This is a genomic window from Micromonospora sp. MGP-C2, assembly GCF_057766525.1.
Map to the genome: position 1 here is coordinate 4,880,548 of NZ_JBYMEN010000002.1, position 23,757 is coordinate 4,904,304.

A 23,757-nucleotide genomic window follows, 5' to 3' on the forward strand; every position below is an offset into this window, starting at 1 on the left:
GTGACAGCAACGATCTCCACGACCTCGGTCACCCCCACCCGGCGGCGACGACGGTCGGCTCGACTGTCGCCGCTGCTGGTGGCGTTCGTCCTCGTGCCGTTCGCGGTCGAGAGCATCTGGGTCTTCTGGCCGGCGCTGCAGGGCTTCTGGTTCTCCCTCACCCGCTGGGACGGTATGTCGTCGCCGACCTTCGTCGGCACGGACAACTACGTCGAGCTGGCCGGTGACGCCACCTTCCGAGGCGCGCTGGTCAACACGGTGATCTGGCTGGTGCTCTTCGGCGGTCTCTCCGTGCTGGGTGGCTTCGGCATGGCGCTGGTCCTGCAGAAGGAGCGGCGCTGGGTCGGCTTCTACCGGGCCGCGCTGTTCACCCCTGTGGTGTTCTCACTGGTGGTGACCGCGCTGGTCTGGCGGGTCTTCTACCAGCCCGACGGCATCGCCGACACGTTGCTGCGGGCCGTCGGCCTGGAGCACCTGATCCGGCCCTGGCTCGCCGACCCGCAGACCGCCCTGTACGCGGTGATCCTGCCCGCCCTGTGGCGGCAGATCGGCTACGTGATGGTGCTGTTTCTGGCCGGGCTGAAGGCGATCGACCCGGCGCTGCACGAGGCCGCCCGGATGGACGGCGCCAACGCCTGGCAGCGGCTGCGGCACGTCACGATCCCCCAGCTCAAGGGGGTCAACGCCGTCGTGCTGTCGGTCATCGTGATCGACTCGCTGCGCTCGTTCGACATCGTCTGGTCGCTGACCAAGGGTGGGCCGTACCACTCGTCGGAGCTGCTCAGCACCTACATGTACTCGACCGCGTTCCAGAGCCTGCGGCTGGGTTACGCCTCCGCGATCGCCGTCGTGATCTTCGTGCTCGCGCTGGCCGTCATCCTCGGCTACCTGGTCCGCGCGTTCCGGGAGGAAGCGTGATGAACAAGCTCCGTACCGGGGCCTTCCACACCGGCATGATCCTGCTCTCGCTGCTCTGGCTGGGCCCGGTGCTCTGGGTCGTGGTGATGTCCACCCGGTCGTTCGACGACATCGCCGCACACGGCGTGGGCAGCCTGCCCCGGTCGTTCACGCTGGACACCTACCGACAGGCGTGGACCGACGGCGGCGAGCTGCGCGCCCTGATCAACAGCATGCTGGTCGCCGTCCCGTCGGTGGCGTTGAGTCTCGCCCTCGCGGCGATGGCCGCGTTCGCGCTGAGCCGCTTCCGGATCCCCGGCCGACGCACCATCCTGCTGCTGATGCTCGCCGGCAACCTGCTGCCACCGCAGATCCTGCTCATCCCGGTGGCGAAGTTCAGCGAGCTGACCGGCCTGTACGACACGCTCTGGGCGCTGATCGCGGTGCAGGTCGGCTTCGGGCTCGGCTTCTACACCTTCGTCCTGCACGGCTTCATGCGGGATCTGCCGGGCGAGATCCAGGAGGCGGCCACCATCGACGGCGCCGGCACGGCGCAGATCTTCACCAGGGTGATGCTGCCACTGACCCGGCCGGCGCTCGCCGCTCTCGGGGCGCTGTCCTTCACCTGGATCTTCAACGACCTGCTCTGGGCGATCACCGTGCTGCGTACCGACGACAACATGCCGGTCACCCCGGCGCTGCTGGCCCTCCAGGGGCAGTTCGTCTCGTCCTGGAACGTGATCGCCGCCGGCACCGTCATCGCGGCCGTCCCCACCGTCGCGGTCTTCCTGCGCTTCCAGCGGCACTTCGTCTCCGGCCTGGCGCTCGGAGCGGTCAAGTGACCGCCGCGCCCGGGCAGCGTTGGACGCTGCGCGGCACGCACACCGAGTACACAGTGACCGTGCCGGCGCACGGCCGCTGGGTGGAACTGGTCGCGTGGGGGCCGCACGGCGTCTCCGACGGGCCGTCGCCGGTCGCCTACGACGGCCCGGTGCCGTTCCTCACCGCCGGGGACGCCGCCCCCATCGAGTACGCCACCGACGCCGACCGGCCGTTCACCGGCGCGGACCTGGTGGTGGAGACCGTGACCGGGCAGCGCCGGGTGGGCTTCACGCACACCGGTGCCCGGGTCGGCGCCGACCAGCGGGAGCTGGACGTCGACTTCGCCGACGCGGTGACCGGGCTGCGCGCAACGATGCACTACCGGGTGCCCGCCGGCACCGATGTGGTGCAGCGATGGGTCGAGCTGACCAACGACGGCTCCGCCCCGCTGCGGGTGGTCCGGGCCGGGTCGGGCGGTTTCTGCGTACCGACGCCGCACGGCGCGCTGCTCAGCCACCAGTGGGGGCAGTGGGCGCAGGAGTTCCAGCTCTCCCACGTCGAGCTGGGCCACGGCACCTTCAGCATCGGCAGCTCCCAGGGCGTACCCGGGCATCTGCACGTGCCCTGGCTGGCCGTGCGGGACACCGCCGAGCCGGCCGGTCCGGCGTGGGGGATGGCATTGGCCTGGACCGGTTCGTGGGAGATCAGCGCCGAGCGGGACACCGGCGGGCTGACCCGGGTCCGGGCCGGCCGACAGCTGGTCGACGGCCCGCTGGCGCTGGCCCCCGGCGAGGTGCTGGCCCTGCCGGTGGTCACCGGGGCGTACAGCCCGGACGGCCTGGACGGGCTGGCCCGGGTCTGGCACACCCACCAGCGGTTGCTCGCCGCCGACCGGCTCACCCCACGTCCGGTGCTCTACAACTCGTGGGAGGCCACCTACTTCGCCGTCGAGGCGGAGAGCCAGCTCGCGCTCGCCCGGATCGCCGCCGACCTGGGCGTCGAGACGTTCGTGGTGGACGACGGCTGGTTCGTCGGCCGCGACGACGACACCGCCGGACTGGGTGACTGGACGCCCGACCCGGCGAAGTTCCCCGCCGGGTTCGACGCGTTCATCGCCGACGTCCGCGCGCTCGGGCTGAACTTCGGGCTCTGGGTCGAGCCGGAGTGCGTCAACCCGAGGTCGACCCTCTACGCCGAGCACCCGGAATGGGTCTACTCCGTCGACGGTCGGCCGCTCACCCCCGTACGCAACCAGTACCTGCTCGACCTGGGCCGGCCGGAGGTCGCCGAGTTCGTCCACTCCACTGCGGACGATCTGCTGCGCCGGTACGACATCGACTACCTGAAGTGGGACTTCAACCGGCCGCGTACCGAGCCGGGCCGGCCGGGCGGTGTCGGTCCGCTCGACCTGGACGGCGCGCACGTCGCCAACCTGCACCGGATCTACGAGCGGCTGCGCCGGGACCACCCCGGTGTGCTGATCGAGGCCTGTGCCGGCGGCGGGGCGCGGACCGACCTGGCGATGGCCGCCCGCGCCGACGTGTTCTGGCCCAGCGACAACACCGGCCCACTCGACCGGCTGGCCATCCAGTACGGCTTCCTGCACGCCAGCGCCCCGCACCTGCTCAGCTCCTGGGTCACCGACGCGCCCGGCCTGTTCGACACCCGACCGCGAACGCTTGCGTTCCGGTTCGTCCTGGCGATGGCCGGTGTGCTCGGCATCGGCGCGGACATCCGGGCCTGGACTCCCGAGGAACGGGCCGAGGCGGCCGGCTGGATCGCCCGGTACAAGCAGATCCGGGACGTCGTCACGCACGGCGAGGTGCACCTGATCGGCGGGCCCGACCAGGCCCGCTGCGCGGTGCAGTACACGGCACCCGACGAGCGCCGGGTGGTCGTCCTGGCCTGGCACACCGGCCGGCTCGACGGCGCCGGCCTGCTGCCGTCGCGCCCGGTACGGCTGCCGCTGCGCGGCCTCGACCCGGCGGCCCGCTACCGACACGGTGACCGCCACTACTCCGGCAGTCACCTCGCCGCGGTCGGCCTGCCCGTGCAGTGGAGCCCGACCCACGACGCCGACCTCATCGTGCTGACCCGCGACTGAGATCGGAGCACCACCACCCCCACCCCCGAGGGACAGGAGTACCTCCATGCGCCTGAACCGACAGCTGACCGCTGCCCTGGCCGTGCTCGGCCTGGGCCTGGTCAGCCCGACGCCGGCACTGGCCGGCCCACCGCACACCGACCCACCCCAGGTCGGTCACGGGCCCGGTCGGCCCGGCCACGCCCCGGCCGCCACCGGCGCGGAGGACCAGGGGGCCCCGACGTTCTTCAACAGCGGCCTCGCCCCGACGCCCTACCAGGGCTGGAACACCTACTTCGGCCTCGGTGGCGATCCCACCGAGGCCGAGGTCAGGTCCGTCACCGACCACATGGTCCACAGTGGCCTGCGCGACGCCGGCTACACCTACGTCTGGATCGACGGCAACTGGGCCGCGCCCACCCCGCGCAACGAGGCCGGTCAGCTCGTCGCTGACCCCGCCCGCTTCCCCGGCGGAATGGCAGCGCTGGCCGCGTACATCCACAGCAAGGGGATGAAGGCCGGCATCTACACCGACGCCGGCCCGTACCTGCCGGGGCAGTGCGGGCTCGGCAGCAACGGCCACTACCAGGCCGACGTAGCCCAGTTCGCCGGCTGGGGCTTCGACGCGCTCAAGGCCGACTGGCTCTGCGGCCGGGCCGCCGGCCTCGACCCGGAGGCCACCTTCCGTGAGCTGGCCGAGGCGGTACGCCAGTCGCCGCGGCCGATGCTGCTCAACATCTGCAACCCGGTCAGCTCCGACTGGGGTGGCGGCCCGTACACCCCGGAACAGCTCTCCACCTGGAGCTACACGTACGCGCCCACCATCGCCGACTCCTGGCGGACGTACACCGACGTGGGCCTGACCGACCCGAGCCCGCAGTGGGCGTACCCGTGGGTGCTGCGCAACATGGACGTCAACGCGTACCACCCTGCGGCCACCGGGCCGGGGCACTACAACGACCCGGACTACCTGCTGCCGATGCGCCCGCTGCCCGACGGCGGGTACGAGTTGAGCCTGGACGAGTCCAAGACGCAGCTCGGCATGTGGGCCATCATGGCCGCACCGCTGGTGATCGGCTCCGACCCGCGTGGCCTGCCGGCGGAGATGATCTCGGCGTTGACCAACCCGGAGATCATCGCGGTGGACCAGGACCCGCTGGTCCGACAGGGCGTCAAGGTCGCCGACACCGGCACCGACGCGCAGGTCTGGAGCAAGGTGCTCACCGGTTCCGGCAAGCGGGCCGTCGCGCTGCTCAACCGGCATGACACCGCCCAGCAGATCACTGTGAATTTCGCCGACGTCGCGCTCGGCGGGCCGGTGCGCGTCCGTGACCTGTGGTCCCGCGCTGACGTGGACGCCCAGCCCGGCTCCGCCGGAGTCCAGCCGTTCACCGGCTCGTACACCGTCGAGGTGCCGGCGCACGGCGTGGCCATGCTCGGTCTGACCGGCACCGACCAGGTCGCCGGCGCCAACCTCGGCGGCACCGCCAGCGCCAGCCCGGCGCTGGTCCGGGTGGACGACACGCACGCCGCCGCCTTCGTCCGCGACACCTCCGGTGCGCTGGCCGTCAACACCCGCACCGGTACGACGTGGGGCACGCGCTGGACTTCGCTCGGCGGCCCGGTCGGCGGCCGGATCCTCGGCCAGCCAGCCGCGTACGGCTCCGCCGACGGGCGGATCGACGTCTTCGTCCGGGGCACCGACAACGCGGCCTGGCAGCGCAGTTACGTGGCCGGCAGCTGGGGCCCGTGGCGCAGCCTCGGCGGCACGTTGACCGACGCGCCCACTGTGGCGTGGACCAGCCCGACCCAGTGGACGCTGGTCGCCCGCGGTGCCGACGGCAAGCTCTGGTCGCGTACGCCGAACGCCGGCTGGACCGGTGTCGGGGCTCCGGAGAACCGGCCGTTCCACGGTCGGCCGAGCGCTGTCGTCGACGACGCTGGTGTGCTGCACGTGGCGGTCCGCAGCCGTACCGACGAGGTGTGGTGGAGCAGCCGGACCGGCACCACCTGGTCCGCCTGGACCAACCTGGGCGGCACCACCAGTGGCAGCCCGACGTTGCTCGCCACGTCCGGGCGGGTCTACCTGTTCTCGTTGGCCGCCGACAACCGGCTCTGGCAGCGCAACCTGGCCGGCGGCGCCTGGGGTGGCTGGTTCCGGCGCGGTGAGTTCGCGACCGACGCGTTCCGGGGCGCGCCCGGTGCCACAGCCGGTGCCAACGGCAGCGCCTGGCTGGCCGTACGTGGCGTGGACAACCGGGTGCACCAGGTCGTCCTCTGATCCACGGTGGCGGGCCGTCGTTGGGCGGCCCGCCACCCTGCACCATCCCGGTCGGCTCAGGCGGCAAGACGGCCATCACGGCCGAGGGCAGAGCTTCCCTCGACCGGGCCTGCGCGGTGCACGCCGCAGTCCACCACCCGGCGATCGTCCGTCCAGTGCGGACAGTTCACGGACCGGCCGGGCCAACGCTCGTCTACCCCTGGTACGACGGCGACCTGTTGAACCACGCGACAGTGCACGGCGCCGACCGCAGCGGGCTCACCCGGTTCCAGCAACTGCCGCCGCCGCAGGTCGAGGAGGCCCTCGACGCGATCCTCGACGCCCATCTCGCCGTCAGCGCCGCCGGCCTGGTCGCGGTCGACCTCTACGACGGCTGCTTCCTGTACGACTTCTCCGCCGGGCGGATGCGGCTGATCGACCTGGACGAGTACCGACCCGGGCCCTTCCTGCTCGATGCCCTTGTCGTCGGTCCGCGACACCCTGACCCTCACGCTGGTGGCCTGGTGGCCTGGTGGCCTGGTGGCCTGGTGGCCTGGTGGCCTGGTGGCCTGGTGGCCTGGTGGCCTGGTGGCCTGGTGGCCGAGTTCTCCGTGTGCGGGAATGTGGACCGCAGCGGGTCGGGCTCACGCCCTGCGCCGGCCTGCGCCGTCGCGCTGCTGTCGACAGCGCGGGGTCAACCAGGGTCCCGGCCGTGGTGGGCGGGAGCATTCGCTTGGGACTGCCTGGATCCGGCTGCACGGCGACAGTGCGCTCAGCGCCGGCCGGTCGTGTCTATGTCCGCCGGTGGTAGTGGTTGCGGCGGGGGAGTTGGTCGGGGTCGAGCCAGGCCGGCGGTATGAACTCCGGTTGGCCGTCGTCGCCGAGTCGGACTGTCCAGTCGTTGTGGTGGAGGTGTCGGTGGTGGTGGCCGCAGAGTAGGACGGCGTTGTTGAGGTTGGTGGGGCCGCCGTCGGCCCAGTGGTGGATGTGGTGGGCGTCGCACCAGCGGGGTGGTCGGTCGCAGCCGGGGAAGGCGCAGCCGCGGTCGCGGAGCACGAGGGCGCGGCGTAGTGGGCCGGTGATGAGGCGGCGTTGTCGGCCGAGGTCGAGTGGTTGGCCGGTGCTGTTGAGGACGGCCGGGAGGATCGCGGCGTCGCAGGCGAGTCGGCGCACTGTTTCCGGGGTGAGGTGCAGGCCGGTGTCGAGGGTGCCGGCGCCGAGTTGCCCCGCGAGGGCGTCGTAGCTGGTGGTGACGACGATCTGGGCGGGGTCGCCGCCGTGTTCGGGTAGCTCCCTTGTGCGCAGGCTGAGCCGGCAGAGGTCAGCGAGGGCGTCATGGCGGCGTTGCCCGGCGCAGCGCTGGTCGTCGGGGCCGGACGGGGCGGTCAGTGGATCGATCGCGGCGCGCAGCAGGCCGGCGGTTTCGCTGTCGAGGATGCCGGTGAGTCGGAGTCGGCCGTCGGTCAGCGTCGACATCGTGACGTGGCGATCGCGGCTCGTTCGGCGGGCGTCGGCGTCGAGTGCGGCGCGGGCGGCGGCGTCGGCGATGTCGGGGGCGACGTGGTCGAGGATGCGGGTGCTGAGCTTGCGCAGCAGGGTGGGGTCGAACTGCCCGGCCCAGTCGACCAGCACAGCGACGGCCTTGTCGGCCACCTCTGGCCCAGCGGCCGACTGCACAGTGCTCACGGTGTCGGCGATGACCCGCACCTGCTCCATGCTGACCGCGCCGGCCGCCAGCGCGCCCCGCACGGCCGTCGGGGCCGCGTCGACGCACGCCGCGAGATCGACCAACCGACGGGCCGCGGGAACGGTCAACCGCAGTCGCTCGCGCAACCAGACCGCGGTGCTGGACGCGCCCTGCGCGACCGCAGTGCCCCGACCGTCCACCTCGCGCACCAACGCCAGCTTCACGGCGGCGAGACGCTGCTCCAGGCGGTGTGCGGCATCGAGCGCCGCGACCAGCTCGTCGTCGGTGAGGGCCCAGGCGGCGTCGTCAACGCAGGCAGCGACCGCGTCGTCTGCCTGCGCCAACTCCTCGACCATGACCAGAGACTAGAACAGGTGTACGACAACCTTCAGTGACCAAGATCGATTGGGTGGTGGCACGCCGCTGGCCCGGCAGGGCCTCGGTCGTCGGCGCCCCAGCCGTCAGCTGCGCCGGATCAGGCCCGGGCCTGATCCGGCGTCGGTCGTCAGCTGCGCCGGATCAGGCCCGGGCCGGCGGCGATGTCGATGTCGCCGTCCTCCACCTCGTGGCCCGCTGCGCAGCGGAGCACCGCGCGGACCGGCTCGCCGCAGTCGTGGTGGGTGGCGACGACGGACGGGCCGGCGTCGTCGGCGGCCCAGGTGTCGCCCCAGTTGCGCAGCGCGGTGATCACTGGCAGCAGTTCGTGGCCCTTGCGGGTGAGCTGGTATTCGTGGCGGGTGCGCTGACCCGGCTCGCGGTAGGGGATGCGTTCGAGCAGGTTGGCGGCGACCATTTCCTTGAGTCGGGCGGCCATGGCGGGCTCGCCGACGCCGACCCGGCGGACGAAGTCGTCGAAGCGGCGCGTGCCGAGCAGCGCCTCACGCATGATCAGGACCGTCGACCTGCTGCCGACGATGTCCATCGCCCGGGCAACCGAGCAGTTCTCGCTCGACCAGGAGTCGCGATCTTCTCGGAGGTCCTCCATGCCGTCCAGCGTACCTGACTTGCGTAAAAGCTAGCCAGGTGGTTCACTTGGCCGTCGCTGGCTTATGCGAACGCAAGTCAGCCCGACGAGCATCGAGGACGCCAGTGACCACCAACACCACGGCCCCGACCGCAGCCGCACCCGGACCGGCCACCGCCAGGTCCGTTCGCGGTTCCCGCCCGGTGACCCTGATCGCCATGTGCCTGGGCGCGATGATCACGTTCCTCCAGATCACCGCGACGGTCTCCGCCCTGACGACCATCCAGCGCGATCTTCGGGTCGACCCGACCACCGTGATCTGGATTCCCAGCGCCTACACCCTGGTCGTGGCCAGCGCGGTGCTGTCCGCCGCCACCCTCGGCAACCGGTACGGACGCAGGCGCATGTTCGGTGCCGGCATCCTCGCCATGATCGTTGGCGGTGCCGTGGTGGCCGGTGCCCCCACCGTGGCCTGGGTGATCGTCGGGCAGTTGGTCGCCGGCCTCGGCGGGGCCCTGATCCTGCCCAACAGCCTGGCGATCCTCGGCGCGACCTTCACCGACCCGCACCGCCGCACCGAGGTAATCACCGCGTGGGCGGCCGCCTCCGGCATCGGGCTCGCGATCGGCCCGCTCATCGCCGGCACCCTGCTGAAGCACTACGCGTGGCACAGCGTCTACCTGTCGACGATCGTGCTGGGCGTGGTAACCCTCGTCGTCGCCGCCATCGGAGTGGCCGAGTCCCGGCCGAGCGCAGGCCGACTCGACGTACCCGGCCTGCTGCTCGGCACCGTTGCCATCGCCGCGGCCGTCTACGCCCTGATCCAGGGCGGCAAGGACGGCTACACCAGCCCGGTGGTGACGGTGGCCTGGATCGCCGCGGCTGTCGCGCTTGTCGCGTTCGTCCTGGTCGAGCTGCGTTCCGATGCGCCGATGCTCGACATACGGCTGTTCCGGTCCGCGTCGTTCAGCGCCGTCATGGTCGTCGCCGCGGTGTCGCTGTTCGGCTTCACCGGCGTGGCGATCCTGCTGGTCCTCTTCCACGAACGTGTCCAGGCACTCAGCCCGCTGGACACCGGCTGGCGGATGCTGGTGCTCTTCGGCGCCTACGTGGTCGTCGCCTTCGGCGCCGGGCGGGCGATCCGTCGTACCGGCTTCAAAGCGCCGCTCACCCTCGGCCTGGTCCTCGGTGCGGTGGCGAGCTTCGGCCTGGCGGCCCAGGGTCCCACCGCGTCGTTCGGTCACCGGTGGGCGCTGTTCGCCTTGTTCGGTGCCGCAGGCGGCCTGGTGGTGGCTCCGGCGACCGCCGCCGCGTTGGCCAGCGTCGCGCCCGCGCAGGCCGGGATGGCCTCCGGCGCGGTCAACGCCGCCCGACAGGTCGGCTCCGTGCTCGGCACGTCCCTGTTGGGCACGCTGCTCACCACCACGACGCTGGCCGACCTGCCGGACCGGTTGGCCGCGCACCAGGTCGCCGAACCCACCCGTGGCGCCGTGCAGGCGGCGGTGGCCGCCGGTGTCACCGGCGACCAGCCGCTGCCCGACCCGGTCCGGGCGGCGATCGCCGAAGCCATGACCTCCGGTGTCCAGGCGGGGTTGCGGATCAACGGCATCGTCTTCCTCGTCACCGCCGTGCTCACCCTCGCCCTCGTCCGCAACCGGCCGCACCAGCACTCAGACCGGCCGCACCAGCGCTGAGGCCAGTGCGCCGACCGCGCCGATCGCCACGAAGATCAGCCGATGCCGGTCAACCCGTGGTCACGGCCGCGGTGACCTCGACCTCCAGCACCGCGCCGTCGAGAAAGAGCCGGCTCACCTCGACGGTGGTGCTGGCGGGCCTGGTCTGCCCGAAGTAGCGGTTGCGGACGTCCGCATAGCCGGCCAGGTCGCCGAGGTCGGTCAGGAACGTCCGGACGTGCAGCACGTCGGCGAAGGTGGCGCCGTGCGCCGCGAGCAGCGCGCCGATCAACGCGAAGATCCGTTCGGACTGCGTCCGCACGTCGCCGGGTGCGACCACCGCGCCGGCGTCGTCCACACCGACCTGACCGGAGAGCATCAGCAGCGCGCCCCCTGGCAGGTCGAGGCGGGCGACGTGCGCGAACCGGTCGCCGAACGGCGCGGCGACGGTCGTCGGGTTGTCCAGGGTCAGGTTCACTGATTCTCCTCGGAAGCGGCGGCGTCGGTGAGACGGGCGATGTCGTCCTGCGGATGGCGCGCGGCCGCCAGCGCCGACGCGGCGGCGCGCAGCAGGGGCACCGGCGCGTCGCCGAGCACGTCGAGGGCGAGTCGGGCGTCCTTGGCGGCCAGGGCGGCGGCGAACGCGGCGTCCGTGGCGGTCGCCCGGGCGACCGCGCCGCCGAGCGGTCCGGTGCCAAGTGCATCGATCGCGGTACGTCGGTCGACGCCGACGGCGTCCGCGACGGTGAGCGTGTCCGCGACCGCGGTGACAGCGGTGATCAGCGCGGTGTTGAGCACCAGCTTCAACGCGGCGCCCCGGCCGGAGCCGCCGCAGCGACGGACGGTGCCCAACGTCCCCAGCAGCGGGGCGATCCGCTCGACGACCGCCTCTTCCCCGCCGGCCAGGACCACGAGTTGGCCCGTCTCGGCAGCCCTGGCACTGCCGGCGACCGGAGCGTCGACCAGCGGTACTCCCGCCGGCAGCAGGGTGGCCAGTTCGGCCACGGCCCGGGGACCGATGGTGGACATCTCGATCACGGGGGTGCCCGACCGCAGCGCCAGTGCCGCACCGGAGTCGACCAACGTGTGCCGGACGGCGACCGCATCGGTGAGCATGGTGATCACCACGTCGGCGTCGCGGACTGCCTCGGCTGGGCTGCCGGCGGCTCGCGCCCCGGCGTCGATGAGCGGCGCCGTGCGGGCGGACGTGCGATTCCAGACGGTGAGCCGGTGGCCGGTGGCCAGCAGCCGACGGCCGATCGCGGTGCCCATCGTGCCCGTACCCAAGAGGGCGATCTCGAACATGTCGCCAACGCTAGGGGGCGGGAAGTCATGCCACCAGCGACTGTTACGCATCGCTGCCATGCTGCGGGAGCATGGCACGATGCAGCTGAACGCGCTCCAGGTCTTCCGTGCCGTCGCCGAGCACGGCTCCATCACGGCTGCGGCCCGCAGCCTGCGCTACACCCAGTCGGCGGTGTCCCGACAGATCGCCGCGCTGGAAGCCGAGACCGGGTCGCCGTTGCTGGACCGGTTGCCGCGCGGTGTCGTCCTGACCGAGCAGGGCCGTTGCCTGCTCGGCCACGCCGAGGCGGTGCTCGATCGGCTGGACACCGCCCGGCGGGACCTGGCGGCGCTGCGCGACCTGTCCGCCGGCCGGTTGCGGGTCGGCGCGTTCCCCACGGCGGTCGCCGCGCTTGTGCCACGTGCTCTGGCCAGCTTCAGGTCCGAGCATCCCGAGGTGGCCCTGTCGCTGGTCGAAGGGCTCACGCCGGGGCTGTTGGAGCGCCTGGTCGACGGCGACGCCGACGTCGCCGTGGTGAGCGCCGCGTCGGACAAGCCGCTCGACGGCGACCAGTTCGACCTGCACCACCTCGTCGACGAGACGCTTCTGGTGGCCGTTCCCCGGACGCATCGGCTCGCCCACCGGCGGACCATCCGCCTGCGCGACCTGGCCGACGAGTCGTTCATCGCCGGCTCGGCGACCGCCGAGGAGACCCTGCTGCGGGCGACCCTACCGGCGGGTTTTCGCCCGCGGATCGACATCGTCGCGGCCGAGTGGACCGGCAAGCTGGGCTGTGTCGCGGCCGGTCTGGGCGTCGCGCTGGTGCCGGCCCTGGCCGTACGCGCCGCTCCATCCGACCTGACCCTGCTCCGCCTGCACCCCGACGACGTCTCCGTCCGGCGGATCTTCGCCGCGACCGTCGCCGGGCGGAGCCGACCACCGGCGGTGCGGCGGTTCCTCACCCATCTGGACCGTTCGGCGGGCCTGAGTGAAGCGGGCGGGTGACGCGGACCGCCGCACGGCGGTCCGCGTCCCGGCGTCAACCGCCGATGGTGTCGAGCTCTTCGATCGCGTCGGCCGGCAGCTTCAGGTGGGCAGCGGCGATGTTCTCCCGCAGGTGCGCCAGCGTCGAGGTGCCCGGGATCAGCACCGTGGTGGGGGAGCGCTGGAGCAGCCACGCCAGGGCGACCTGCTGCGGCGACGACCCCACCCGGGCGGCCACGTCGTTGAGCGTGTCGGACTGCAACGGCGTGAAACCGCCGAGCGGGAAGAACGCGGCGAACGCGATGTTCTCCGCCGCGCACCGGTCCACCAGGGCGTCGTCCTGCCGGTTGGCGAGGTTGTAAAGGTTCTGGACAGTGACCACCGGGGCGATGGCCTGGGCCTCGGTGAGCTGGTCGAGCGTGACGTTGCTGAGCCCGAGGTGCCGGATCAGCCCCTCCTGCCGCAGTTCGGCGAGGGCGCCGAACTGCTCGGAGAGGGGATCGTCGCCGGTGCCCTCCGCCACACCGACCCGCAGGTTGACCACGTCGAGGACGTCCAGGCCGAGATGCTGGAGGTTGTCCCGGACCTGGGCCTTCAGTTCGTCCGGCTCCAGCGCCGGGATCCAGGAGCGGTCGGCGCCGCGGCGCGCGCCGACCTTGGTGACCAGGTGCAGATCCTCGGGGTACGGGTGCAGCGCCTCGCGGATCAGCTCGTTTACCACCACCGGGCCGTAGAAGTCGCTGGTGTCGATGTGCCGGACACCGAGGTCGACGGCCTCGCGGAGCACGGCGATCGCCTGCTCGCGGTCGCGGGGCGGGCCGAAGACACCCGGGCCGGCCAACTGCATAGCTCCGTAGCCCATCCGGCTGAGGGTGAGGCCGTCAGCCAGGGTCAGGGACCCGCCGGGAAGGTTCTCGCTCATGTCGTCCTCTATCCGTGATCGGGGTGGATATGCGTCGACTGTGCGTCGGGGGTCAGCCGGCCGGCAGGGCGAGCTGTTCCTGGTAGTGACACAGCCAGTCACCGGGCGGCCCGGCGATCTACCGTCGGTCTCATGGACGCAACGAACCCGCTCGGCGACTTTCTGCGTGCCCGCCGGGAGCAGACCCGGCCCGAGGACGTCGGGCTCGGCCCGGGAGTGGGCCTGCGCCGGGTGCCGGGGCTGCGGCGCGAGGAGGTGGCGATGCTGGCCGGGATCAGCGCCGACTACTACCTGCGGTTGGAGCAGGGCCGCGAACGGCATCCGTCGGTGCAGGTCCTCGATGCCCTGGCCGGGGTGCTGGGGTTGGACCCGGAGGCGACCGCCTACATGATCGGGCTGAGCCGTGCGCGGTCGCGCCGGGCCGCCCGGCCGGCCGTCGACCGGGTGCCGGCCAGCATCCTGCACCTGCTGCGGCAGCTCGACATGCCGGCCTTCGTGCAGAACCGCTACCTCGACATCCTGGCCTCGAACCCGATGGCGAGGGCACTGTCGCCGAATCTCGCCCCGGGCGCCAACCGACTACGCGCGGTGTTTCTGGACCCGGCGGAGCGGGAGCTGTTCCGCGACTGGCGGCAGGCGATGCAGAGCGTGGTGGGGCAGATGCGCGCCGACTCGGGCGGGGCCACCGACGACCCCCGGTTGACGGCGTTGGTGGGGGAGCTGTCACTCAAGAGCGACTGCTTCCGCCGGTTGTGGGCGCGTCACGAGGTGCGTCGGCGGGAGGGCGTGGTCAGCCGGCTGCGTCATCCCGAGGTGGGTGACCTCGACCTGTACTGCGACAAGCTCGCGGTCGCGGGCGCCGACGGGCAACTGCTGGTGATCTACCACGCCGAGCCGGGTACGGAGTCCGCACGCTCGTTGGCGCTGCTCGGCTCGATCGCCGCCAGCACCCGGGACGACACCCCGGACAGTCTCCGACCCGGTGACCCGGCCCGGCTCTACCCGTCGGAGTGAACTCCCGCCGGCACGATCGTGACCGCGACGATCACCGGCGACTTTCCCGGCAGTCCCTTCGCCGGGCTCCGTTACCGCTTGGGTGACTACGACGAGAACGCGCTCCGGGCGCTGCGCATCGCGCCCTGACCATCACACACGTGTCCGGCAGGCCTCGCCACCGGTGCGTATGCAGTCGAGGGCTCCGAGGGCGTACGGTGGACACGTCGCCCGGGATCCCGGTGGCCGCCAGACGCCGTCGCCACCAGCCCATCAGGGGCGTTACCGATCGTCATCCCCGTCGCCGCGACTCTTTGGCCGTGTCGGCCGATCGCCGAGTACGTGCCGGCTGTCGGGTTCCGCCGTCATCGCGGTCGGAACAGTTGGTGGTCCGGATCCGACGCACGCATGCACACCACTGTCCGTGCGAATGATCGTTTTGAACACCCAACCAGGGGGAGCACCAGATGAGGATCGCCAGGGACAGGATCGTCACCGCACTTCGCGACCGGGGCCAGCAGGCCCGGGCCGACTGGGTCGAGCGCGAGCTGCCGGAGCGCGTGGACCCGGCGAAGCACTCCGGGCTGCTCGCCACCCTGCACCTCAACCCAGCTGATCTCGTCGACGCGTCCTCCCCTTGAGGGTTGCGCTGCTCGGACCGGTCGCCTGGCGTACGCCCCCGCACCACTACGGGCCGTGGGAGCAGGTGACCGGCCTGCTCGCCGAGGGGCTGGTCAGCCGCGGCGTGGACGTGACGCTCTTCGCGACACTGGACTCCGTCACCTCCGCCCAGCTCGACGGAGTCTGCCCACGGGGGTACGCGGACGACCCCGACCTGGACGGTCGGGTGTGGGAGGCGATGCACGTCTCCCACGCGCTGGCCCGCTCGGCGCAGTTCGACGTGGTGCACAGCCACCTGGACTGGCTGCCGCTGGCCTTCGCGGAACACTGCCGGGCACCGCTGCTGACCACGGTGCACGGCTTCTCCGGCGCGGGGATCCTGCCCGCCTACGGCCGAGCCCGCTCGTCGTACGTGTCGATCTCCGACGCCGACCGGGCACCGGAGCTCGACTACGTTGCCACGGTGTACCACGGCGTCGACGTCGGCGGTCTGCCGTTCACCGACAAGGCCGGCCCCGGGCTGGCCGCCTTCGGCCGGATCCACCCGGACAAGGGCACCCACACCGCTATCGAGATCGCCCGCCGCGCCGGCCGGCCGCTGACCATCTGCGGGATCGTGCAGGACGAGCGGTACTTCGCCGAAGAGGTAGCCCCGCACATCGACGGTGACCAGGTGGTCTTCCTCGGCTCGGTGGGCCCGCAACGGCGTGCCGAGGTGCTGGGCGAGAGCACCGCGCTGCTGCACCCGATCGCCTTCGACGAGCCGTTCGGGCTGTCGGTCGTGGAATCGATGGTCTGCGGCACCCCGGTCGTCGCCTATCGACGGGGGTCCATGCCCGAGGTGGTCGACGAAGGGGTGTCGGGCCTCCTCGTCCACACCGTCGACCAGGCCGTCGAGGCGATCACCCGGGCCGCCGACCTCGATCGGGCGGAATGTCGGGCGCAGGCTTTGAAGCGCTTCAGCGCCGACCGGATGGTCACCGACTATCTCGCGGTCTACGACCAGCTCGTTCGTAACTGACTGAGCCGCACACCTCTTCGTTTCGCCGGTCACACACGCTGACCGGCGTGCGCCATTCCCGCGTGAGGCTCACCGCGTACTCCTGTGGTGGGCCGACAACCGGAAGGCACGACGTTCATGCCCAGCTACGGCTTCCTCAGCACCCACCCACCGACCCGGTGCGGCCTGGCCACGTTCAACGCCGCCCTCGCCGCCCAGCTCACCGCCGACGGCACCCACGGCGGCATCGTCCGGGTCACCGATCACGGCGACGACCAACGGCCCACCCCAGGGGTCGTGCACACCTGGTCGGCGCGGGACCCGGCCGGCTGGCGGGACGCGGCGGCCGCCCTCAACGCGTACGACGTGGCGATCGTCCAGCACGAGTACGGCATCTACCCCGGCACCGACGGCGAGGAGGTCCTGCCGTTGCTGCGGCGCCTCAGCGTGCCGAGCATCGTGGTCCTGCACACCGTGCTCAGCCAGCCCTCCGCCCGGCAGAAATCCCTGCTGGAGCAGATCGTGGCCACCGCCGGGGCGGTCGTCACGATGACCGACACCGCCCGGGACCGGCTGCTCGTCGGGTACGCAGTGCCAGCGGGCAAGGTGACGGTCATCCCGCACGGCGCCGCCGAGCTTGCCGGTGTGCCCGTCGACCGGCGTGCCCGCCCGCACCTGCTGACCTGGGGACTGATCGGCCCGGGCAAGGGCATCGAGTGGTCGTTGCGGGCCCTCGCGCGGTTGCAGGATCTGGAACCGACTCCGACCTACACGGTCGCCGGACGGACCCACCCGAAGGTGATCGAGCACCACGGTGAGGCGTACCGGGCCGGGCTGCACCAGCTCGGTGCCCAGTTGGGTGTCGCGCACGCCGTCGACTATCAGGACATCTACCACGACCAGGAGGCACTGGGTCGGCTGATCCGCTCCGCCGACGTGGTCGTCCTGCCCTACGACTCCCGCGAACAGGTCACCTCCGGCGTCCTCATCGAAGCGGTGGCCGCCGGGGTGCCCGTCGTGGCGACGGCGTTCCCGCACGCCGTCGAGCTGCTGACCGGTGGGCCCGGTCTGGTCGTACCCCATCAGAACCCGGCGGCGCTGGCCAAGGCGATCCGGCGGGTCCTGACCGAGCCGGGCCTGGCCGCCCGGTTGGCCGGGCGGGTCCGCCCGCTGGCCGCGGACCTGCGCTGGCCGGCGGTGGCGGCCCGCTACGGCACCCTCGCCGAAGAGCTCCTGGCCGCCCGCTCGCCCACCGCCAGCCCCGTGCCGGCGTGACGGCGACCACCGGACACCCCCGGACCGCGACGGGTGAGCGCTGGGTGACGGCGCCCCGCCGAGCTTCGCGCACCTGGCACGGCTGAGTGACGACACCGGTCTGTTCGAGCATGCCCGGCACGCCATCGTCCGCCGCGAGCACGGCTACTGCACCGACGACGTGGCTCGCGGCCTGGTGGTCGTCAGCCGCGAGCCGGAGCCGAGCGACGAGCTGCTCCGGCTCGCGGAGCGCTACCTGGCGTTCCTGACCCACGCGCAGGACACCGACGGCGCGTTCCACAACCGACTCGGGCACGACCGGCGCTGGGCCGACGAACCAGGGCTCGGCGACTGGTGGGGTCGGGCGCTGTGGGGCCTGGGCACTGCCGTCGCCCGCAGCTCCGCACCCTGGGTACGGGAGGAGGCGCTGGTGGCGTTCAGCCGGGGTGCCACCCGGCGCGCCAAGGCACCGCACGCGATGGCGTTCGCCGGTCTGGGCGCGGCCGAGGTGCTGCGCCGTCACCCAGGTCACGTCGCCGCGGCATCCCTGCTCGCGGACGCGGCCAGCACTGTCGGCCCGGCCGGGTCCGACCCGCGGTGGCCGTGGCCACGGCAGGAGCTGACCTACGCGAACGCGGCCCTCGCCGAGGTGGTCATCGCCGCCAGCCAGCTTCGCGAGGGTGGTCCACCTCTCTACGACGGCCTGCGGATGCTGACCTGGCTGCACCAGGCCCAGCTCCGCGACGGGCGGTTGTCGGTCGTACCCGCAGGGGGGTGGCGGCGCGGCGCCGTACGACTGCACCACGACCAGCAGCCGATCGAGGTCGCCGCCTTCGCGGACGCCTGCGCCACCGCTGCCACTGTCACCGGGGACCCCGGGTGGGACGCCGGCGTGCGGCAGTCGGTCGGGTGGTTCCTCGGTGACAACGACCTCGGCACCCCGATGTGGGATCCGGCGACCGGCGGTGGCTACGACGGGCTGACCGCGCACGGGCCCAACCTCAACCAGGGCGCCGAGTCCACCCTCGCGCTCATCTCCACCCTGCAGCACGCCCGGCGGTGGTCGTGACCCGGAGCCTGGCCGTCCGTCAGGACGTCACCCTCACCCCGGACCCACGCCGGGTCATCATCAAGCTCTTCGTCCCGGGTGAGGACGCCGCGGTGGTACGCACCCGCGCGCGGGCACTCATCGACCGGGTCGCGCGCCTCGGCGACGAGGAGACCGGCCAGCTGCTGCGGGACACCTTCGACCGCTTCGGCGCCCGGCACCGCGACCTGGCCGGCACGTTCCACCACCACTACGACCTGGTCCGGCACCGGGCCGCGCGGGCCCGGGACCTCTCGCCGACCAGCCGGCTGCTGGTCGGCGCCTACTTCAGCCACGAGTACGCCGTCGAGGCCGCCGCCCTCTGCAACCCGTCGATGGTGGCCCACCCGGACCAGACCGAACTCGGCAGCGGGCAACTTCGCGTCGCCGTCAGCCTGCGCCAGGTCGGGGAGGGGCACGTGTCCTCCATCGGGTTCGCCACCGCGGTCATCGGACCAGGGCGGCAGCTCACGGTCGCCGACCGGTCCGGCCCGTTGGCCGTCGGGCAGCGGGTGGGCGTACGGCACCGTCGGGACCTGCTCGTCGCCGGCCTAGCCGAGGAGGACTGCGACAACGAGGTCGCCGCCACGGTGCTCGACGCCCTGCCCGAGTGGTACGACGAGGCCACCTTCGAGCGGGTGCTCGCCAACCTGCCACCCGATCTGCTCTCTCGCAGCACCGGGTTGGGCACCCTCGAACAACTGCGTCGCACCAACGCCGGCAGCTACGCCACGGCCTTTCCCACCGACACGGCCCTGCACCAACGGGTGCTCTGGCCGGCCACCCCGGCAGAGAGCAACGGCATGGAGGATGCGCGGTTCGTCCGGTTCGTCGACGAGTCCGGGCCGGTGTACCGGGCCACCTACACCGCCTACGACGGCCGGAGCATCGCCACCCGTGCGCTGGTCAGCAGTGACCTGCGTCGCTTCGAGATGACCCCGATGCGTGGGCCGGGTGCCCGGAACAAGGGGATCGCGCTGTTTCCGCGTACCGTCGGCGGCCGGCACCTGGCGTTGTGCCGTGCCGACGGCGAGACCATCGGTCTGACCACTCTGGACAGCGACAACCGCTGGCAGGCTCCGGCTCCGTTGCACGCCCCCGCCGAGAGTTGGGAGCTGATCCAGGTCGGCAACTGCGGGTCTCCCATCGAGACCGACGCGGGTTGGCTCGTCCTCACCCACGGGGTCGGGCCGATGCGCCGGTACGCGATCGGCGCGCTCCTGCTCGACCTGCACAGGCCGGAGCGGGTCGTCGCGCACCTGCCCGGCGTGCTCCTGGCACCCGACGAGAACGACCGGGACGGGTACGTTCCCAACGTCGTCTACTCCTGTGGGGCACTCGTGCACGACGGTGAGCTGTGGGTGCCGTACGGGGCGAGTGACGCCCGGGTTGGTTTCGCCACCGTGTCGGTGCCCGCGCTGCTCAGCGCCATGGTGCAGGCCCCACCGCCGGTGACCGCGACTGATGAACTGGGTGGGGCAGGGTAGCCTCACGCTGGCACTACGTGCTCCCGCGGTGGGGGGAGGACTCGGGGGAGGTGGAGCGTGGGCGACGTCGGCGAGATGGTGCGCTGGCTTCAGCTCAACGCGCCCCGTGGTGGGCCGGACGAGCTGTCTCAGCTGATCGCCGAGGCGGCTCCCGCCCTCGACGCCAGCGAGATGGTGCTCTATCTGGCCGACTACACGCAGTCCCTGCTCGTGCCCCTGCTCGGCGCGGGCCTCGACCGGGACGAACTGCCGATCGAGACGACCCTCGCCGGCCGGGCCTTCACCAACCTCACCATCCAGCGCGCGCCCGACAATCCGGACCGGGTCTGGGTGCCGCTGCTGCTCGGGTGCGAGCGGATGGGCGTGCTGGAGATCGTGGCGCCGACGGCCGCCGACGAGGCGATGGACGGGCCAGCCTGGGAGGTGGCGGTCACCATCGCCCAGATCCTGGTCAACCGCAGGCTCTACGGCGACGTGGTCGAGCGGATGCGTCGCCGGCTCCCGATGCAGGTCGCGGCCGAGATCGTGTGGGGTCTGCTGCCACCGTTGACCTTCGCCACCGACGATCTGGTGATCACCGCCATCCTCGAACCGTGCTACGACGTCGGCGGCGACATCTTCGACTACGCGCTCAACGACGACGTGCTCAGCGTCGGGCTCTTCGACACCTGCGGGCACGGCATCAAGGCGAGCACCCTGGCCTCGCTGGTCGTCAGCGCGTACCGCAACGCCCGCCGGTGTGGCCTCGACCTGGTCGACACGGCGATCAGCATCGACCGGTGGGTGCGATCCGAGCACCCGAACTTCTTCGCGACCGGCCTGCTCCTCGAACTCGATCGCCGGACCGGCCGGCTGAGCGCGATCAACGCGGGTCATCCCGGTGCGATGTTGCTGCGCGACGGCAAGGCCATCCGTGAGCTGCCAGGGCCGACCGCGTTGCCGCTCGGCCTGGGTCATCTGACGCCACGCCGCCCGGAGGTGCACGTCGAGGATCTGCACCCGGGCGACCGGATCCTCGCCTACACCGACGGCATCACCGATGCGCGCAGCGCCGACGGTGAGCACTTCGGGCTGGACCGGCTGGTCGACTTCGTCAACCGGGCCCTCAACGACGGGTTGCCCAGCCCGGAGACGATGCGTCGCCTGGTACGCGCCGTCGTCGGCTACCAGGACGACCAGCTTCAGGACGACGCGACGGCGCTCTTCGTGGAGTGGCGGCCGCCGCACCTGCCGCTCGCGCACCTCCGTGACCTCGCGGCGAACCGCCACTGACCGCAGCAGTGGGATTTTGCACTCGCAGTGCACTTGTCTCCGGTTGTGGCGCTGTCTAGCGTCACCTCATGGCTGACTCATGGACCTTCGCCGTGGCACGTGACGACCTCGGGCGGAGCACGCTCGTCGATGGCGCCACGCCCGAGGTGGCCGATGGTGAGGCGCTGCTGCGGGTGGACCGCGTCGGCCTCACCGCCAACAACGTGACCTACGCGGTGCTCGGCGACGCGATGCGCTACTGGGAGTTCTTTCCGCCGGCGGCCCGTGGGCTCGGGCCGCAGTGGGGCCTCCCGCCGCTCTGGGGTTTCGCCGAGGTGGTCGCCTCGACGGTTGCCGGTGTCGAGGTGGGGCAACGGGTCTACGGTTACCTGCCTCCCGCGGGGCACCTCGTGGTGCGGCCGGACCGGGTGGACGCGTCCGGGTTCCGCGACGCTAGCCCGCACCGGGCCGAGTTGCCGTCGCCGTACAACGCGTACCGGTCGACCACCGGCGACCCGGCGTACCAGGCCGACCAGGAGGACCTGCTGATCCTGTTCCGGCCCCTGTTCTTCACCTCGTTCATGCTGGCCGACCAGGTCGTCGACAACGGCTTCTACGGTGCCGAGGCGTTGCTGGTGTCATCGGCGTCGAGCAAGACCGCGTACGCCGCAGCGTTCGAGCTGCGCGGTCGCGGGCCGCGCCTGGTCGGGCTCACCTCACCCGGCAACCTGGCCTTCACCCGGTCACTCGGCTGCTATGACGAGGTCGTCCCGTACGACGACATCAGCGCCCTCGACGCGGTCCCGACCGTCTACCTCGACCTGTCCGGCGCGCCCTCGACCCGTGCCGCCCTGCGCCAGCACCTCGGCGACCGGCTCGTCCGGGACATCGCGGTCGGGCTCACCAACCAGACACCGAACGCCGCCGCCGCGGAGGAGGTGTTCTTCGCGCCGGTCCAGATGCGCAAGCGCGGCCAGGACTGGGGCCGCGAAGGGCTCGACCAACGGTTCACCGAGGCCTGGCAGCGCTTCACCGCAGTGGTCAGCGGATGGCTCGACGTCCAGGTGGGTGTCGGGCCGGAGGCCCTGCAACGGGCCTGGGCCGACGTCCTCGCGGGTCGTACGCCGCCACGGGTGGGTCACGTCGTCCAACTCTGAGCGGTCGACGACGCCGACGGTCAGAACGAGTTGTCGCCGGAGAGGTGGCGACGCAGCGTGGCCAACGAACGGTTGATCAGCCGGGAGACGTGCATCTGCGAGACACCGACCCGGTCGGCGATCTGGGACTGGGTCAGGTTGCCGTGGAAGCGCAGGCTCAGGATTTCGCGCTCGCGCTCCGGCAGCGTGGCGAGGGCCGGACCGAGGGCGACCCTGATCTCCACGACGTCGAACTCGTGGTCGTCGCCGCCGAGGGTGTCGCCGAGCTCCCGGCTGCCCTCGCCACCGATCGGCGTGGACAGCGACGTGGCCCGGTAGGCGCGTGCGCCCTCCAGCCCTTCCAGCACCGTCTCCTCGGTCACGGCCAGGTAGGACGCGATGTCGGCCACGGTCGGCGACCGACCGAGGGTCTGGGTCAGGACGCTGTTGGCCGCGCTGATCGACAGGCGTAGCTCCTGGAGGCGGCGGGGCACCCGGATCGCCCAGGTGCGGTCCCGGAAGTAGCGCTTGATCTCACCGATGATGGTGGGGATGGCGTACCCGGCGAAGTCGACGCCTCGACTGTGGTCGAAGTTGTCCACGGCCTTGATCAGACCGACCGAGGCGATCTGGACCAGGTCGTCGTCCGGCGCGCCGCGACCGCCGTAGCGGCGGGCCAGGTGCCGGGCGAGCGGCAGCCACGCCTCGATGGTGCGGTCGCGCAGGGCTGGGCGGCGAGGGGCGTCGGCCGGCGTCGCCGCCAGGGCGGCCAGGAGGTCTTCCGGGCTCTGCTCAGTGAGCCGCTGGTCGATGCTGGTGCTGGTCGCGGTGTCGACGATGATGGCCATGGGAGTGGTCCTTCCCGCACTGCCCGTCGATCGAGTCGACCGGAAGGGGTCTCCGAACCGGCTGACGCCGGGGCGCACGTACGGGCGAAGGTGCGCTGTCGCAAGGCCACGAGCACGGGCCTCGCCGCCGCGTCATGTCGTTCACTTGATGACCCGGACACTACCCGAAATACTGAATGTTTACTAGCCGAAAGTACGAGCCGGCGCAGGTGGATGGTGCTCGAAACGGGTGAGAACGGCCCCGATCAGCCCTGCGGGTCCGGCTCGTCGCCGGCGATCGGGGCCTGCTGGGCCGGCTTCACCGCGAACGGATGGCGCAGCCGCAGCATGGCCTCCTCGCTGCCGTCGAAGGTCGCCATCGACCCGTCGAGCACGTCGGAGTTCGACGTGGCGAGGAACAGGGCCGGTCGAGGGTTGTCGTTCGATGTCATGCAGGATTCCTGTCTTCCACGAAGGAGTGTGTCCGGGCCTCGGCTCTCGCCGTGCGACCTCGTGACATGCGG

The 23,757-nt window shown here is 71.9% G+C and carries 22 protein-coding genes; 14 read left to right on the plus strand and 8 right to left on the minus strand.

The window, feature by feature from the left end:
- The 4 genes from AC3CF1_RS22450 to AC3CF1_RS22465 are packed head-to-tail and all read left to right on the plus strand — an operon-like array spanning position 1 to position 6,083.
- Complete coding sequence (locus tag AC3CF1_RS22450) at positions 1-918, plus strand: carbohydrate ABC transporter permease (RefSeq protein WP_088951313.1); 918 nt, start codon at positions 1-3, stop codon at positions 916-918.
- The gene (locus AC3CF1_RS22455; RefSeq protein WP_210792445.1) at positions 918-1,739 is read left to right on the plus strand and encodes a carbohydrate ABC transporter permease; all 822 of its coding nucleotides are present in this window, start codon (positions 918-920) and stop codon (positions 1,737-1,739) included. The genes AC3CF1_RS22450 and AC3CF1_RS22455 overlap by 1 nt, the downstream gene beginning before the upstream one ends.
- The gene (locus tag AC3CF1_RS22460; RefSeq protein WP_488451190.1) at positions 1,736-3,823 is read left to right on the plus strand and encodes an alpha-galactosidase; all 2,088 of its coding nucleotides are present in this window, start codon (positions 1,736-1,738) and stop codon (positions 3,821-3,823) included. Before AC3CF1_RS22455 ends, AC3CF1_RS22460 begins: the two co-directional genes overlap by 4 nt.
- Before the next feature lie 46 nt (positions 3,824-3,869).
- Entirely contained in the window at positions 3,870-6,083 is a 2,214-nt protein-coding gene (locus AC3CF1_RS22465) for a DUF8189 domain-containing protein (RefSeq protein WP_488451191.1), read from the plus strand.
- 56 nt (positions 6,084-6,139) lie between these two features.
- Here AC3CF1_RS22465 and AC3CF1_RS22470 read toward each other — a convergent pair whose 3' ends face one another.
- From AC3CF1_RS22470 to AC3CF1_RS22480, 3 genes are all read right to left on the minus strand, one after another.
- The gene (locus tag AC3CF1_RS22470) at positions 6,140-6,562 is read right to left on the minus strand and encodes a hypothetical protein (RefSeq protein ID WP_488451192.1); all 423 of its coding nucleotides are present in this window, start codon (positions 6,560-6,562) and stop codon (positions 6,140-6,142) included.
- Between the two features lie 292 nt (positions 6,563-6,854).
- Positions 6,855-8,105, minus strand: coding sequence for an HNH endonuclease signature motif containing protein (locus AC3CF1_RS22475; protein ID WP_488451193.1), 1,251 nt, complete (start codon positions 8,103-8,105; stop codon positions 6,855-6,857).
- A 149-nt stretch (positions 8,106-8,254) separates the two neighbouring features.
- On the minus strand, positions 8,255-8,734 hold the full coding sequence (locus AC3CF1_RS22480; RefSeq protein ID WP_088951318.1) for a winged helix-turn-helix transcriptional regulator: 480 nt from the start codon (positions 8,732-8,734) through the stop codon (positions 8,255-8,257).
- Positions 8,735-8,838: 104 nt separating this feature from the next.
- Between AC3CF1_RS22480 and AC3CF1_RS22485 the strand changes: the two genes are divergently transcribed.
- Positions 8,839-10,407, plus strand: coding sequence for an MFS transporter (locus tag AC3CF1_RS22485; protein ID WP_488451194.1), 1,569 nt, complete (start codon positions 8,839-8,841; stop codon positions 10,405-10,407).
- 49 nt (positions 10,408-10,456) lie between these two features.
- On the opposite strand, the gene AC3CF1_RS22490 is transcribed toward AC3CF1_RS22485, so the two are convergent.
- Both AC3CF1_RS22490 and AC3CF1_RS22495 read right to left on the minus strand, forming a co-directional pair.
- A complete protein-coding gene (locus AC3CF1_RS22490) occupies positions 10,457-10,864 on the minus strand; it encodes a RidA family protein (protein WP_488451195.1) in 408 nt (135 codons plus the stop codon).
- A complete protein-coding gene (locus AC3CF1_RS22495) occupies positions 10,861-11,823 on the minus strand; it encodes an NAD(P)-dependent oxidoreductase (RefSeq protein WP_488451196.1) in 963 nt (320 codons plus the stop codon). The genes AC3CF1_RS22490 and AC3CF1_RS22495 overlap by 4 nt, the downstream gene beginning before the upstream one ends.
- Here AC3CF1_RS22495 and AC3CF1_RS22500 point away from each other — a divergent pair.
- Positions 11,771-12,676 carry a LysR family transcriptional regulator gene (locus AC3CF1_RS22500; RefSeq protein ID WP_488451197.1) on the plus strand — a complete coding sequence of 302 codons (906 nt, stop codon included), beginning with the start codon at positions 11,771-11,773 and terminating at the stop codon, positions 12,674-12,676. The two genes, AC3CF1_RS22495 and AC3CF1_RS22500, sit on opposite strands and share 53 nt — an antisense overlap.
- A 34-nt stretch (positions 12,677-12,710) precedes the next feature.
- Here the strand turns inward: AC3CF1_RS22500 and AC3CF1_RS22505 are convergent, their stop codons facing one another.
- A complete protein-coding gene (locus AC3CF1_RS22505) occupies positions 12,711-13,577 on the minus strand; it encodes an oxidoreductase (protein ID WP_355159946.1) in 867 nt (288 codons plus the stop codon).
- Positions 13,578-13,709: 132 nt separating this feature from the next.
- Between AC3CF1_RS22505 and AC3CF1_RS22510 the strand changes: the two genes are divergently transcribed.
- The 8 genes from AC3CF1_RS22510 to AC3CF1_RS22545 all read left to right on the plus strand — a co-directional run bounded on the left by AC3CF1_RS22510 (position 13,710) and on the right by AC3CF1_RS22545 (position 22,427).
- Complete coding sequence (locus AC3CF1_RS22510) at positions 13,710-14,591, plus strand: helix-turn-helix domain-containing protein (RefSeq protein WP_387380573.1); 882 nt, start codon at positions 13,710-13,712, stop codon at positions 14,589-14,591.
- Between the two features lie 446 nt (positions 14,592-15,037).
- On the plus strand, positions 15,038-15,211 hold the full coding sequence (locus AC3CF1_RS22515) for a hypothetical protein (RefSeq protein ID WP_172862148.1): 174 nt from the start codon (positions 15,038-15,040) through the stop codon (positions 15,209-15,211).
- A complete protein-coding gene (locus AC3CF1_RS22520; protein ID WP_488451198.1) occupies positions 15,208-16,212 on the plus strand; it encodes a glycosyltransferase family 4 protein in 1,005 nt (334 codons plus the stop codon). The genes AC3CF1_RS22515 and AC3CF1_RS22520 overlap by 4 nt, the downstream gene beginning before the upstream one ends.
- A gap of 117 nt (positions 16,213-16,329) precedes the next feature.
- Positions 16,330-17,466: a glycosyltransferase gene (locus AC3CF1_RS22525; RefSeq protein WP_328367720.1), complete on the plus strand. Its 1,137-nt coding sequence runs from the start codon at positions 16,330-16,332 to the stop codon at positions 17,464-17,466.
- 160 nt (positions 17,467-17,626) lie between these two features.
- Entirely contained in the window at positions 17,627-18,514 is an 888-nt protein-coding gene (locus AC3CF1_RS22530; RefSeq protein WP_488451199.1) for a glycosyltransferase, read from the plus strand.
- The gene (locus AC3CF1_RS22535; protein ID WP_488451200.1) at positions 18,511-20,019 is read left to right on the plus strand and encodes a glycoside hydrolase family 130 protein; all 1,509 of its coding nucleotides are present in this window, start codon (positions 18,511-18,513) and stop codon (positions 20,017-20,019) included. The genes AC3CF1_RS22530 and AC3CF1_RS22535 overlap by 4 nt, the downstream gene beginning before the upstream one ends.
- 57 nt (positions 20,020-20,076) lie before the next feature.
- Positions 20,077-21,291: a PP2C family protein-serine/threonine phosphatase gene (locus tag AC3CF1_RS22540; protein ID WP_488451201.1), complete on the plus strand. Its 1,215-nt coding sequence runs from the start codon at positions 20,077-20,079 to the stop codon at positions 21,289-21,291.
- A 68-nt stretch (positions 21,292-21,359) separates the two neighbouring features.
- Entirely contained in the window at positions 21,360-22,427 is a 1,068-nt protein-coding gene (locus tag AC3CF1_RS22545) for a DUF2855 family protein (protein WP_328367711.1), read from the plus strand.
- Between the two features lie 20 nt (positions 22,428-22,447).
- On the opposite strand, the gene AC3CF1_RS22550 is transcribed toward AC3CF1_RS22545, so the two are convergent.
- Both AC3CF1_RS22550 and AC3CF1_RS22555 read right to left on the minus strand, forming a co-directional pair.
- Positions 22,448-23,254 carry an RNA polymerase sigma factor SigF gene (locus AC3CF1_RS22550; RefSeq protein ID WP_488451202.1) on the minus strand — a complete coding sequence of 269 codons (807 nt, stop codon included), beginning with the start codon at positions 23,252-23,254 and terminating at the stop codon, positions 22,448-22,450.
- Between the two features lie 245 nt (positions 23,255-23,499).
- Entirely contained in the window at positions 23,500-23,685 is a 186-nt protein-coding gene (locus AC3CF1_RS22555; RefSeq protein ID WP_328367705.1) for a hypothetical protein, read from the minus strand.
- Between the last annotated feature and the right edge of the window lie 72 nt (positions 23,686-23,757).

What these genes read in the sequence shown, in the direction of transcription:
- AC3CF1_RS22475 (WP_488451193.1), bottom strand. Translation starts at nt 8,105, where the DNA reads ATGGTCGAGGAGTTGGCGCAGGCAGACGACGCGGTCGCTGCCTGCGTT.
- AC3CF1_RS22545 (WP_328367711.1), top strand. Translation starts at nt 21,360, where the DNA reads ATGGCTGACTCATGGACCTTCGCCGTGGCACGTGACGACCTCGGGCGG.
- AC3CF1_RS22510 (WP_387380573.1), top strand. Translation starts at nt 13,710, where the DNA reads ATGGACGCAACGAACCCGCTCGGCGACTTTCTGCGTGCCCGCCGGGAG.
- AC3CF1_RS22500 (WP_488451197.1), top strand. Translation starts at nt 11,771, where the DNA reads ATGCAGCTGAACGCGCTCCAGGTCTTCCGTGCCGTCGCCGAGCACGGC.
- AC3CF1_RS22525 (WP_328367720.1), top strand. Translation starts at nt 16,330, where the DNA reads ATGCCCAGCTACGGCTTCCTCAGCACCCACCCACCGACCCGGTGCGGC.
- AC3CF1_RS22455 (WP_210792445.1), top strand. Translation starts at nt 918, where the DNA reads ATGAACAAGCTCCGTACCGGGGCCTTCCACACCGGCATGATCCTGCTC.
- AC3CF1_RS22465 (WP_488451191.1), top strand. Translation starts at nt 3,870, where the DNA reads ATGCGCCTGAACCGACAGCTGACCGCTGCCCTGGCCGTGCTCGGCCTG.
- AC3CF1_RS22515 (WP_172862148.1), top strand. Translation starts at nt 15,038, where the DNA reads ATGAGGATCGCCAGGGACAGGATCGTCACCGCACTTCGCGACCGGGGC.
- AC3CF1_RS22505 (WP_355159946.1), bottom strand. Translation starts at nt 13,577, where the DNA reads ATGAGCGAGAACCTTCCCGGCGGGTCCCTGACCCTGGCTGACGGCCTC.
- AC3CF1_RS22550 (WP_488451202.1), bottom strand. Translation starts at nt 23,254, where the DNA reads ATGGCCATCATCGTCGACACCGCGACCAGCACCAGCATCGACCAGCGG.
- AC3CF1_RS22480 (WP_088951318.1), bottom strand. Translation starts at nt 8,734, where the DNA reads ATGGAGGACCTCCGAGAAGATCGCGACTCCTGGTCGAGCGAGAACTGC.
- AC3CF1_RS22555 (WP_328367705.1), bottom strand. Translation starts at nt 23,685, where the DNA reads ATGACATCGAACGACAACCCTCGACCGGCCCTGTTCCTCGCCACGTCG.
- AC3CF1_RS22495 (WP_488451196.1), bottom strand. Translation starts at nt 11,823, where the DNA reads ATGGAGCCGTGCTCGGCGACGGCACGGAAGACCTGGAGCGCGTTCAGC.